Raw genomic sequence first — 11,435 nt, 5'->3', positions numbered from 1 at the left:
GCCGGCGCCGCGGGCGCAGCCGCGGACGCAGCGCCCCCGGCGCGGCGGGCCGCGTCGGGCGAGCCGGGCGGCGGTGCGACGGGCGCGAGGCTCGGCGCGGTGGCGATCGGGTCGGGAAGGTCCATCGGGGGGCTCCTTGAACGGGCATCAAAACCGCTTCACCGGGGCGTCGAGACGGGAGGGCCTCAGCCCGAGATCCGCAGGATGCGGTTCTCCTCGGAGCCGACGTCGATGTTGTAGCCCTGCCAGGTGTTGGTCCAGAACGAGAAGCGGGCGACGATGCCGTAGCCCTCGATCACGTCCTCGTAGTCGGTGATCGCCTTGATCTGGTAGCCGTAGCCCTTCAGGCCGCGGCCGCTCATCTCCTCGGCGTCGCCCTCCGAGAACAGGCCCCGCATCGTGACGATGCGCTCGCGCTTCACGCCGGACTTCTCGTCGGTGATCAGCTCGTAGATCGTGTAGAGCCGGCGCTGCGAGAGCCGCATGCCGAACTGGCCCAGCGTCGCCGGGTTGGCGCCGACCAGGTCGAACGACAGGGTGAGCGGATCGATGGCGCCGATCGGCACGTCGAGCTCCATCACGCCGCCGCCCGGCAGGTGGTTCTCGGTCTTCACCTTGGGAAACGGCAGCTTGTAGCGCCTCAGCGCCAGCCAGCCGTTGACGTCCTCGCAGTAGAGGTTGCCGGCGAGGCGGACGAAATCCATGGAGCTTCTCCTTTACGCCGCGCCCGACGCCCGGGCCGAGCCGGTTCAGGCCGAGCCGGTGACCGGGGTGAGGTTGCCGAGCGCCTGCTGGATGTCGGCCGCCAGGATGTCGAAGGCGGCGAGATACGGCCGCATGCCGATCTGCAGGTCGGAGATGATCGGCGTGTTCTCGTGCGGCAGCTCGATGCGCAGAATGCCCTGCCGCATGTTGGTGTTCGGATTGAGCCGCCGGTCGAAGTAGCGCGTGAAGCCGACGACGACACCCAGCGCGACCAGCTCCTCGAGGAAATACTCGATCGTCTTGACGATCATCAGGGCGTTGTGGGCCGTGAACAGCTCCCCGCGCCACTTGCGCAGCGCCGCCGGCAGGCTGGCGCGGATCGCGTTCTCGGTCCGCACCTTGTTGACGAAGCGCCAGTTGGTGTCGTTCGACAGCGTCTCGGAGCCGAACAGCTCCTTGCCCTCGATCCACGTGTTGACGCCGGCGTTGATCAGGAAGTTCGCCTCGTGGTCGATCTCGCCGTCGTAGTAGCTGATCGGCCGCGCCACCCCGACGATCGCCGAGGAGGTCTGGTTCTCCGGCGACCAGTACGGGCCGCCGCGCTCGCGNCGGCATTGATCAGGAAGTTCGCCTCGTGGTCGATCTCGCCGTCGTAGTAGCTGATCGGCCGCGCCACCCCGACGATCGCCGAGGAGGTCTGGTTCTCCGGCGACCAGTACGGGCCGCCGCGCTCGCGGTCGCGCTTGGCGAACAGCGCCGCGACCGTGGTCGAGGCCGGCCGGGTCAGGATCGTGTCGTCGGAGCCGTCGAGGACGGCGAAGCGCCGCACCGCCGGGTCGATGGCGTAGAGATAGCGCCCGTTGTCGCGCCGGAGCCGCTCGGCCCACAGCGCCGCCTCGGTGCGCGACAGGTTCGGTGCGTCGCAGATGCCGACGGCGAGCAGCCGCTTGGCGACCGCGCTCATGGCGAGCGCCACCGGGTTAGCGACCGGACCGGTCGCGACCGTGCCGGCCGCGCCCGACCCGTCGCCCGTGATCGCCATGGTGACGGTGTTGGGGATGCCGAAGCCGGCGTCGTCGATCGTGACGCCCACCACCTTGCCGCCCTGGATCACGGCCGTGCCCTTCGGCACCACCTGGGCGCCAGCGGCCGTGAACGTCACGGTCGCCTCGGTGTAACCCGAGCCCTGATTGGTCATCTCCACCGTGGTGGCGCCGATCGGGCTGTCGTTGCAGAAGCCGGGGCAGACGATAAGGCCGGGCCGCACGCTGGTCTGGGCGCGCGCGTCGAGCAGGCCCCACAGGCCGGTGCGGTCGGACGGATCGCCGATCACCGAGCCCAGCATCTCGTTGCGGGTCGTCTTCTTCTCGACCCGGCGAACGATCATGCTGGGGCTCACGCCCTCGGCCAGGATGTCGTCGATCGCCGGCGACAACTCGCCAGCGTCGCCGAGCTTGGCGATCCGCTCGGCCTCGTCGCCGTACAGATGGACATTGGTCTCCAGCGGGAAGGTCGCCGGGTTAGCCTCGTCGGCCGATGCCACGATGGTGATTGTGGAAAAGTCCGGCACCTGGACGGTGCGGGCGTCCTCGCCGGCGTCGATGAAGCGAACGCCGTGGTTCTTTGTGAGGGCGGCCATCGGAACCCCTTCGCAAGCCGTTCGAACGCCCCTTGACGGGAGCCAGAATCGAACGCGAAATTAGGGGCTACTCCAATTTGTCGGGCCGCTGACAGGCGTCAGCGGCGGGATTGCGATGACGAGCATTGTTCTTCCGGTTCCTCTCGCCACTCACTTCGACGCTGTCGTCAGGGCCGTGCAGCAGGCGACGGCAGCGACAGCCCCGACCATCGTTAAAACGGTGATATCCGAGTTCGCCTGTCTGACCGACCTGGTCGAGATGACGCATGAGCTCAGCGCAGCGATCAACAACGTCGTTCGCAACGTGGAGTCTCTGGCCGAGGCTCTTCTCCTCCCGAACTCGGAGTTCCATGCGCTGCGAGCCCTTCATTCTGTCGGTCCCGCGTTAGTGGTCCTGCGAGATCAGCTCGCCCGAGCCGAGCCGAGCGAGGAAGCGAAGGCTCAGAACTTCGTCTGGTAGCGTCGTTACCCGAGACATCTCGGCGATCAGAGCGCCGCCCAACGCAGCCACATGGCGTCGACCTCGGCATCGGTTGTGCCGGGTCGGCTGGCTTGCAGCATCAGGGTCAGCGGGTGATCGCGCCGGGCGTATTCCATCGTGAGAAACCGCACCTTTTCGCGCGCCTTCGAGGCGTCGTCGAAGCCCGGCGCGGCGGCGATGATGGCGGCGATCGAGGCCGGCACGGCCGTCGCGCTTGCCTCGAACTCCGCGAGCGTGATGAAGCCGTCCTCGAACAGGCCGAACAGCACCTGGCGCCGTGACAGGAGCGGCAACGTTGCGGTCCCGGTGTCGGGCGGGTCGGCAACCGTCCGGTCGCGGGCGACGATGGCGTGGTCGGCGTAGGACCACCCCTCGGCCGCGCTCAAGATCACCAACCCGGCGCTGGGCAGGTCGATGCGATCCGGGATCGTCGGCCACCAGGCGATCTCGACGCCGGCCGGACCGACCAGGGCGTATCCGTGCTCAATCATCATCAACCCCAATCAATGTAGACGCGGCCGTACCCGCCGGTCCCGCCCCAGCCACCGTCGGAGACGCCAGTGGAGCCTCCCCCACCACCGCCACCGGGGCCCTGCACATAGACGGGGCACGAAGTCGACGGGGCAAGCTGGCCCCAATAATAGGTCTTGACCAGATAACCGCCGGCTCCGCCGTACCCGCCGCTTGAACCCGCGTTCCAGCCGCCGAAGCCGCCGCCGGTGGCCGGTCCGCCGGGGCCGCCATAGCCACCGCCCGCGCCGCCACCAGTCACGTTGCTGTCGCCGCCGCTGCCGATGCCAGACCCGCCTGCGCCGCCCGGTGACGTGTAGTAGCCGCCGCCACCACCGCCGCCACCCGTCACATATGGCCCACCGTTGAACTGCGCGACGCCGCCGCCTGCACCATTTCCACCTGCGACACCGCCGTAGCCCGAGTACCAACCCGAGCCGCCGCCGCCACCGCCGCCACCCGGACCCCAAATCTGAACACGGACCCAACTGAAGAAGGTCGGAGTGGTGAAGGTCCAGCTCCCGGCCGTCCATCCCGTGTCCCAGGCACCACCGGTCACGGTTCCGGTCGTGACAGTGAAGGTCGCGGTCCGGCCGCCGATGCTGACCGTGCTCATCTTGGCGGTCGACCAACCTCCGGAGCTGGTCACGCGAACCTGGATGGTCTGGCCGGGGCTGATCAGCTGCGGCAGCGTCGACCACGCCCCGCCGGCGATCGACAGCTCGGCGCCGTTATCGGCGGTCGCGAAGATGCCCGTGTCGTAGCCGGTCGGCGTGATCACATCGCTGGCCGTCGGCGTGCTGACGGCGACGTTGACCTTGCTCGGGAAGGTGAACGGGTCCGGCGTGACCCGCGCCGCGGCGGCGAACGGGAACGGGAAGGTCATCCGGCAACCTTCGCGATATGGACGTGACTGTCGCCGTCGATCTTGGCGATGTAGACGATGTGCCGCGCGCCGACCGCGGTCGAAAAGCTCCCGGTCGTCAGGCTGAACCCGGCCGTCGTCAGAGCGCCGGCCCCGGCGACGTTCGTGTAGCGGAGCCACATCGAGCAATCTCCGGCCGGAGGGGCGAGTGCGTGAGCCCCACCGTTGGCGACGCGTTGAATGTTGCCGAGCGCAACGTCGGGCGTGAACGTGCCGCTCGACTTCGTCCCGGCGTCGAAGCTGACCGCCGCGAACCCGCCGGTGAGGATCTGGCCGCCGGCCTTGTTCACGACGGCCGAGGCGTCGGCCTTGGTGGCGATCGCGGCTTGCAGCGCGTCGATCACGGCCGGGTTGTCCTTCAGCGCTTCCGCGATCTCGACGATGGTGTCCAACGCGGCCGGCGCCGTGCCGACCAGATCGGCGATCCTCTGCGCGACGAAGGCCGCGACGCGGGCCACGGCGGGCACAGCATGCGCGTCCATGCCGGCCGTCATCTCGGCCGCGGTCGCGAGCCGCACGCGCCCGGCGGCGGTCTCGGAGGCTGCAGGCGGCTCTCGGTCGAGCGCCGCCTGCATGTCCTCGTCGATCCTGCCGAGCGCCGTCTTGAGCCGCTTGGCGTCCTCGAACGCGACGTTCTGCTCGTGCGGCAGCGGATAGCCTCTGCGCGGCGTGCTGGCGTCGATCATCGCCTACGCTCCGGTGGTCGACGGGACCGCGACGGCGCGCAAGCCACGTCCTCGCGCGCGGGCGCCGGGGCCCCCGGTCAACACCGCCTTCACACGCGTCTCGGCGATCGAGATGTGGTCGAGCACGTACTGGCGTTCCTCCCACCCGTCGCCGAGCGGCGTCGCCCGTTCGAGCGACATCGGGGTCCACACCGGGGAGCCGCCGCTGATCCCGGTCTGCGCCGACATCCCGGCGGTCGCCGTCGAGGGGAGATAGACGTCCATGATGGCTCGGATCTTCCCGTCGGTGCCGCACGGGAAGGCCCGGCCGACATAGTCACCGGTCGCCTGGAGGGCGCCGGCGACCACCTGAATGTACGGCATCAGCAAGGGCGACAGCGCCGCCGTACCGATGAGGCGGAGGCGGACCTTGACGTCGCCGGTCACGGCGGAAGGAAGCTCGACATTGACGGCCGGGCCGGTCACGTATTTGGCGCCGTCCGGGGTCTCGAACTCGATCTCGATCGCCGTATGCTCGGGGCGCTCGTAAGCGAGCAGCGGCAACAGGTCGGTGCAGTTGGTCACCGTCATCGTGCCGGCCTCGACGGTGAGCGTCGTCGGGGCGTATTTCTTGCCGCGCAGGCGGAAGACGAGCGAGCGACCCGGCTTCGCGAGCCAGGTCCGGCCGTCCTGACCGTCCACGAAGGTGCCGTTCGGGAAGGCGTTGGACGTGACCCACCCGGAGAGCTGATCGAACCCGCCGAGATCGGCGATGGCGACCGAATGCAGCGGGTCGGCGGTCAGCAGCGTGACCGCGTAGCTGCGATCCTCTCGCTCGGTCACCGGCGTCTCGAACCGCACCGTGGTCCAATCGCTCTCCTGACGGGGATTGGTCGACAGGACGTCCACCACGGTGACGGTGCGCATGTCGAGGAGCGCCTCGGCCACGACCTTCTCGGTCGGCATGCCGAGCTCGACCTCGCGGAGCTGGACCCGCACGGGCTTGGTGGGATCGCCGACCTTCGTCACCTTGATGTCGACGCCGTCGATCTGGCGCGGCTCGGCGAGGCGATAGGTCTGCGCTACCGGATCGGGGCTGGACCAGTAATTGATCGTGAGCGTCGTGCGCTCGTGGCTGACCGTCGTCTTCCAGCCATAGGCCGTGTAGAGCGCGTTCGCGCTCGATCCGCCGAGCCCTTCGAAAGCGACGTGCTTGACGCCGCACGGCACGCCGGCCGGGATCGTGAAGCTCGACCGGACCGTGCCGGTCTCGTCGGCCCGGATCGTCCCGGTCGGCGTCACGACGATGTCGTCGAAGGTGACCTTGGTCAGCAGCTCGTGCGGCCCCCACTTCCGGACCGTGAACTCGACCTGGCGCGACCGGATCGTCTCGAGCTTTTCGGTCGTCGACAGGATCCGCTCGGTGACCTCGGTGGACTGCCCGACCAGGGTGCCGCCCTCGGTCCAGCCGTGCGTCTGGACGTTGCGCGCCGTGGTGATCGAGGTCCAGAGGTCGATGACCTCGGTCCAGAGGTCGACCGAGGGGTCGAGCGTCACGTCGGTCGCCGGACGCCCGAACACCGCGTAGGGATTGATCCGCGTCTCGCCGGTGATCAGGCTCTGCTGGAACAGGAACTCGTCGGTTCCCCCGAGCGACACGGCGGCGAGCGGCAGCGTCGTGACGGTCGGCGTGATCGGCAACCAGAGGAACCCGCCGAAGATGGCACCGGTCTGCGGAACGCCCTGGTCGCGCATGTCGTCGTCGAGGAACGGATCGACGAACACGCCGCGCTTCGACGAGACCTCCTTGCGATCGACGTCGCGCTGCAGCCGCTCCTCGGCGACCAGCGCATAGAGGTCGCCGACCATCGATTCGAGATCACGCAGATCGGCGAACGGCATCCGGATGGTGCCGACCTGGGTGACGGCCGGCGTCCCGCCCCAGTTGTTCCTCACGTCGGCGAGCTTCACCAGCGTCGCGGCGACCTGCAGCGGTTGCGCCGCATAGAGCGAGCTGATCCCCTTCAGATACGAGATCGTGCCGGCCTGGTCGACCACGATGGCGTCGTATCGGGGCAGCTTCATCCGATACTTCACGTAGCAGACGGTGCCGTCCGCAGCGCCCGTGATCTTGAACGTCGTCGCCGTCACGGCGGTCGGGGTCGCCGAGGCGAGATAGCGGTACTTGATCGTGTAGGTCGACCCGGGCGCCGGCTCGGCACCGCCGGGCGACCAGTCGACCGCAGCGCCGGTGAGGCGATAATCGGTGGTCGCGGCGTAGGTGGTCGAGCCCTGCTTCACCTCCGAGATGGACAGGACGGTGGGATCCGGCAGCGCGTCCGACACGCCGCTGTAGGCGCCGTGCGTGAGCGTCACCGTCTTCTCGGCGATGATGGTCACTTCGACCACCTCGGCGATCGGCGCGAACCGCACCGCGATCGTCTGCTCGCCGGAACCGACAGCATGCGGCTCGTCGTCGATCAGCTGGATCTCCGGCTCCTCCGGGATGCGCATGCGGAATGCCGCCGGGCGCGTCCGCTTGAAGCCCCACACGTTGATCGTGCCTTCCGAGACCGTGAAGGTCTGGTGGGTGCCGTCGAAGCCGAGCGCCTGCACCCGGAAACCCTCGACCACATAGCCGCCGTGAGCTTCGCGGTCGTAACGCGCCAGCAGGTTCAGCCACGAGTCGTCGATCGTCGGCGTGTCGGTGTCGAGCACGCCGTCCCGGATCGTGTAGATCGGGAAGAAGTCGCCGTCCTCGCCGTCGCCGTTCCAGCCCCACTTTCCCTTCATCACCAGGGCCGACGCGCCGGGCTCGCCCTGCGCCCGGGTCGACGGCGCGAGCCCCTTCAGGGTCGGGTCATCCTCGTTCGTGACCGTGTAGGTTCGCAGCCTGATCCCGACGAACACGACGCCGACCGCCGGAATGATGAACACCCGGGCGTCGATGTCGTGGATCGAGCCGCGGATATAGACCTTCGCGGCGTCGAGCCGCGCCTCCACGGTGTTGGCGACGATCGGGCCGAGGACGATCTTGCCGCCCGAGATCAGCGTTCCGTCGCGCCAGAAGGCGTCTCCGATCGCGCGCACCCGGTCGCGCTCGATGTCCTGTGCGACGTTGAGTTCGTGACCGAGCAGAAAGCGGTCGTAATGGAACGCCAGCGCCTGGAATCCCTTCGCGCGGTCGAAGGTGTTGATGTAGGTGGGCAGGGTCGTGCGGGGATCGGTCGGCATCTCAGATCACCATGACGTAGGAGTAGCCCTTCCGATCGCTCGGTGAGCGTTGGAGTGCCGGCGGCCGGTCGATCATCATCAGGTAGCCGGGCGTCGCGACGTCCGCGGGGACCAGGTAGGCGCGACCGACCGGCACGCCGGCGCCCCGGACGGTGTCGACGAACAGACCGACCTCGCGGATGATCTCGTCGGCCGCCTCCAGGAAATCGAACAGCACCGAGACGAAGAGGTAGCGCGTCGCCTCGGTCGAGGCGGTCCACCGCTGGCCGCCCGGCGTGACGATGCTCCCGTCGGGATCCGGGACGACGAACTCGACCGACGAGGCGACGCGGCGACCGACCTCGTCGACCAAAGCGGTATCGTCGGCCGTGACGCTCGGGGTGCCGTAGACGGCCTCCACCTGAACCGTGGCGCCGGCCGGGATCTGGCCGCTGTTGACCCGTGAGACGATCCCGGACTGGAGGTCGTAGGTGTAGTCGTCGCCGGCCGCGTACACCTGAGACCCCGCCTGGTCGCGCACCACGACCGAGGTGATCGGCGCGTGGTCGAGCGTGATCCGCTGCGGGGTTCCCCCGAACGTCCTCTGCACGATCGCGGTGGAGCCCCACCACGCCATCCCGCGGCCCCAGGCGATGTGGATCGCGCGGTCCTTCAAGGCCGCGGCCAGACCGGCGCGGCCGCGGTTAACCAGCATTGCCATCGGGACCTCCGATCACGAACGAATCCACGTCGCTCCACGCGACGGCCGGCCACGGAAACGGTGGCCACGGCATGGGGGCCGGCCGGGACAGAGCGATCGTCTCCGTGATCGACGATTGCTCGATCCGCACGACCGTCGGCTCGATCTTCTCGTTTTCGAGGATGGAACGATCGAGGATGAAGCCTTCCTCGAACCGCGCCGTCGCGACGTGCCAGTCGATCGATCCGGCGAGCACGGCGGGGCCGACGTCGACGACGGCGCCGTGCCAGCTGCCGAACGAGACCTTCGGCTCGATGCCGGGGAGATGGATGCCCGACCAGTCGTCGAGCATGCCGCCGTCGAGACGGACGCCGTCGAGACGCATCGGGCGAATGTCGTAGCCGCCGTAGATGCGGCGCAGCTCGGTCCCGGCGTTGTGCGACAGCCGGTCGGCGGCGACCAGGCGACGCACCGTCGGAAGGGCGACCGGACCGGTCAGAGCGAGCTGATAGACGTACCATTTGACGTCGTCGACGCGCTCCTCCTCGACAGCGCCGGCTCCGCCGTAGCCGTCCGGCACGTCGAGGCCCTCGACGCCGAGCCAGGCGAGCACGAAATCCTCGGTGGCGGCCGGCGTACCGACGATCCGCTGCCAGGAACGACCCTCCTTCAGGGTGCGCAAGAGGTCACCCACATAGGGCGCGATCTCTTCGAGCCCGTAATGGATCACCAGCCAGGGCAGCCAGTCGTCCGGGAACTCGGTCACCCCGATGGTGCCGAGCCGCGGGATCTCCACGGCGAGACGGTCGCGCGTCGCCAGGGCGCGCGCCATCGTCCGCTCGTACGGATCGTTGCCGGTGAGTTGCTCGGCGACCAGGCTCACGACGCCCTCCCGGGGGCGAGCGTGATGTCGATCGCGGACGCGACGATCAGCTCGTCGGGAGCGACGATCACGTCGGCCGGCGGCGACGTCACCGCCACGGCGTAGGTTCCGGCCGGCATCAGCTGGCCCTTGATCCAGTCGATGGTGAGGTCGCGACCGAGCTTGCTGTCGGCCGCAAACGCCGCAGGAAAGGCATCACGCGCCTGGACGAAGACTTCGTCGAGCGCCTCGGGCCGCAGCGTCACCTCGGCCGCGATCGCGACCGGGCGCACCACCGGTGCGACGACGCGCAGGCGGATGCAGCGCGGCCGCACCGCCCGCGAGGTCAGCACCGCCGCGACCGTGTCGAGCAGCGCCTGGTCGGGCACCCCGCCATTGTCGGTCGACCGGACCACCGCGTCGATCAGTCCCCCGCCGCGCTCGGCGATCGCCACCTCGGCGACGCGGGTCGAGGCCGTCATGGCGTGCCATTCGTACCAGTAATCCGGCCCGGCAGCCGAAGAGCCGCGCCGGCGTGTCTTGATGCGATCGAGCAGGCGCGCGTCGAGCTCGCCCTCGGCGCGCTCCAATCCGACCTCGCGGGCATGCAGGTCGAGGTCCGAGCCGGACGCGAAGTCAGCGACCCGCACGACGCGAGCCGTGTCGTTCAGCTCGGCGACGAACAAGAGGTCGCCGAACGCGGCATTGCGCAGGAGCTTGTTGCCGGGATCGGACGTGAGGTTGATCGCGTCGAGCGGCGGCAGCTCGGGATGTTCTGCGCGGAGTTCTTCCCACTCCGCCGCGACCTGTGCCAGCCGGGCAGCGAGCCGGGCTTCGAAGTCGAGTTCGCGGACGACGACCGGATGAGGCAGACGCCAAGCGTCGAGAGGGATCATGACACGGCCCCCGTGCCCCGCGCGAGCGCCGTCACCGGCACCCGCATGTCGGCCGCCTCGCTCACCGAGTAATCACCGAGATGCCCGTACGGGAAGTGCAGGTACGACAGGACGAAGGCGATGGCACCGTCGCGGCCGTTGGCGAGCGACGGCTGGATCTTGGTGAAGCGGATGTTCGGCTCTTGGGTGTGCACGGCGTGGACCAGTGCCGCATAGGCACGAAGCACGTTGACGGCGGTGAGGTTCTCGCCGCGTAGCGCTCTGAGATCGGACCCGAAGTCGAGCCGCATCAGCTCGGTGCCGAGGAAGGTCGAGAAGATGATGCGCACCGACTGCTCGGCGTGGGCGCGGCCGCGCAGCATGCGTCCGGTCCCGCGCTCGACACCCGTGCGCAACGTCCGCTCGACCATCTCAGATCGCCTTCGAGGTCCGTTTGCGACCGGGCCCGTCCGTCGGGGCAGCCGGGGACGATGCCGCTGCGGCTTCCAGGGCGACCGGTCCGGCCTGCGCCGGCGCCGCCGTGCCCGCGACCTCCAACTCGAGCCCGCCCCAGGGCAGCTCGGCCTCGGCCTCACGCGGCGTCAGGGCGACCACCTCGCCGACCCTGCGCATGCGCCCGCCGATCGGCCGCGGCGTCGTGATCCGGTACTGCACCGTGTCGTTCGTCGTCGTGCTGCTCATCGCTTGCTCCTGCTCTCAGCCCTCGCCACCGCCACCGCCGCCCGAGCCGGCCGCCGCGATCGCCGCCGCCATGGCGGCGGCACCGGGATCCGGCTCCAGGTCCAGCTCCGTCACCTTCACGCGCGGCTGGTCGAGAAGCCCCTCGACCACCAGCTTCT

The 11,435-nt window shown here is 69.1% G+C and carries 11 protein-coding genes; 1 reads left to right on the top strand and 10 read right to left on the bottom strand.

Translation table 11 applies throughout. The features are described 5' to 3' along the window. Window positions 1-185: 185 nt before the first annotated feature. The gene (locus CCR97_RS23965; protein ID WP_111360750.1) at window positions 186-704 is read right to left on the bottom strand and encodes a phage major tail tube protein; all 519 of its coding nucleotides are present in this window, start codon (window positions 702-704) and stop codon (window positions 186-188) included. 1,755 nt (window positions 705-2,459) lie between these two features. On the opposite strand from CCR97_RS23965, the gene CCR97_RS23950 reads away from it, so the two are divergent. Continuing rightward, window positions 2,460-2,804 (top strand): hypothetical protein, encoded by a 345-nt coding sequence (locus tag CCR97_RS23950; RefSeq protein ID WP_111357711.1) that lies wholly within the window; start codon window positions 2,460-2,462, stop codon window positions 2,802-2,804. Between the two features lie 26 nt (window positions 2,805-2,830). On the opposite strand, the gene CCR97_RS23945 is transcribed toward CCR97_RS23950, so the two are convergent. From CCR97_RS23945 to CCR97_RS23905, 9 genes are read right to left on the bottom strand one after another with little or no spacing between them, the layout of a single operon-like run. Then, window positions 2,831-3,316 carry a hypothetical protein gene (locus CCR97_RS23945; RefSeq protein ID WP_201159938.1) on the bottom strand — a complete coding sequence of 162 codons (486 nt, stop codon included), beginning with the start codon at window positions 3,314-3,316 and terminating at the stop codon, window positions 2,831-2,833. 2 nt (window positions 3,317-3,318) lie between these two features. Next, window positions 3,319-4,221: a hypothetical protein gene (locus tag CCR97_RS23940; RefSeq protein ID WP_146618764.1), complete on the bottom strand. Its 903-nt coding sequence runs from the start codon at window positions 4,219-4,221 to the stop codon at window positions 3,319-3,321. Beyond that, window positions 4,218-4,946, bottom strand: a complete 729-nt coding sequence (locus CCR97_RS23935; RefSeq protein ID WP_111357714.1) for a hypothetical protein — start codon at window positions 4,944-4,946, stop codon at window positions 4,218-4,220. The genes CCR97_RS23940 and CCR97_RS23935 overlap by 4 nt, the downstream gene beginning before the upstream one ends. Before the next feature lie 3 nt (window positions 4,947-4,949). After that, window positions 4,950-8,159 (bottom strand): DUF4815 domain-containing protein, encoded by a 3,210-nt coding sequence (locus tag CCR97_RS23930; RefSeq protein ID WP_111357715.1) that lies wholly within the window; start codon window positions 8,157-8,159, stop codon window positions 4,950-4,952. A 1-nt stretch (window position 8,160) separates the two neighbouring features. Next, window positions 8,161-8,859 carry a hypothetical protein gene (locus CCR97_RS23925; protein WP_111357716.1) on the bottom strand — a complete coding sequence of 233 codons (699 nt, stop codon included), beginning with the start codon at window positions 8,857-8,859 and terminating at the stop codon, window positions 8,161-8,163. Then, a complete protein-coding gene (locus CCR97_RS23920; RefSeq protein WP_111357717.1) occupies window positions 8,843-9,721 on the bottom strand; it encodes a phage tail protein in 879 nt (292 codons plus the stop codon). Before CCR97_RS23920 ends, CCR97_RS23925 begins: the two co-directional genes overlap by 17 nt. Then, complete coding sequence (locus CCR97_RS23915) at window positions 9,718-10,596, bottom strand: baseplate J/gp47 family protein (protein WP_111357718.1); 879 nt, start codon at window positions 10,594-10,596, stop codon at window positions 9,718-9,720. The genes CCR97_RS23920 and CCR97_RS23915 overlap by 4 nt, the downstream gene beginning before the upstream one ends. Next, complete coding sequence (locus CCR97_RS23910; RefSeq protein WP_111357719.1) at window positions 10,593-11,006, bottom strand: GPW/gp25 family protein; 414 nt, start codon at window positions 11,004-11,006, stop codon at window positions 10,593-10,595. Before CCR97_RS23910 ends, CCR97_RS23915 begins: the two co-directional genes overlap by 4 nt. Window position 11,007: 1 nt before the next feature. Continuing rightward, window positions 11,008-11,277: a hypothetical protein gene (locus CCR97_RS23905; protein WP_111357720.1), complete on the bottom strand. Its 270-nt coding sequence runs from the start codon at window positions 11,275-11,277 to the stop codon at window positions 11,008-11,010. Window positions 11,278-11,435 lie beyond the last annotated feature (158 nt).

The organism is Rhodoplanes elegans (assembly GCF_016653355.1).
In the GTDB taxonomy this organism is placed as follows: Bacteria; Pseudomonadota; Alphaproteobacteria; order Rhizobiales; family Xanthobacteraceae; genus Rhodoplanes; species Rhodoplanes elegans.
Note: the sequence above shows the minus strand (reverse complement) of the source record. Positions and strands in the feature narration are given on the sequence as shown.

What these genes read in the sequence shown, in the direction of transcription:
- CCR97_RS23965 (WP_111360750.1), bottom strand. Translation starts at nt 704, where the DNA reads ATGGATTTCGTCCGCCTCGCCGGCAACCTCTACTGCGAGGACGTCAAC.
- CCR97_RS23950 (WP_111357711.1), top strand. Translation starts at nt 2,460, where the DNA reads ATGACGAGCATTGTTCTTCCGGTTCCTCTCGCCACTCACTTCGACGCT.
- CCR97_RS23945 (WP_201159938.1), bottom strand. Translation starts at nt 3,316, where the DNA reads ATGATTGAGCACGGATACGCCCTGGTCGGTCCGGCCGGCGTCGAGATC.
- CCR97_RS23940 (WP_146618764.1), bottom strand. Translation starts at nt 4,221, where the DNA reads ATGACCTTCCCGTTCCCGTTCGCCGCCGCGGCGCGGGTCACGCCGGAC.
- CCR97_RS23935 (WP_111357714.1), bottom strand. Translation starts at nt 4,946, where the DNA reads ATGATCGACGCCAGCACGCCGCGCAGAGGCTATCCGCTGCCGCACGAG.
- CCR97_RS23930 (WP_111357715.1), bottom strand. Translation starts at nt 8,159, where the DNA reads ATGCCGACCGATCCCCGCACGACCCTGCCCACCTACATCAACACCTTC.
- CCR97_RS23925 (WP_111357716.1), bottom strand. Translation starts at nt 8,859, where the DNA reads ATGGCAATGCTGGTTAACCGCGGCCGCGCCGGTCTGGCCGCGGCCTTG.
- CCR97_RS23915 (WP_111357718.1), bottom strand. Translation starts at nt 10,596, where the DNA reads ATGATCCCTCTCGACGCTTGGCGTCTGCCTCATCCGGTCGTCGTCCGC.
- CCR97_RS23910 (WP_111357719.1), bottom strand. Translation starts at nt 11,006, where the DNA reads ATGGTCGAGCGGACGTTGCGCACGGGTGTCGAGCGCGGGACCGGACGC.
- CCR97_RS23905 (WP_111357720.1), bottom strand. Translation starts at nt 11,277, where the DNA reads ATGAGCAGCACGACGACGAACGACACGGTGCAGTACCGGATCACGACG.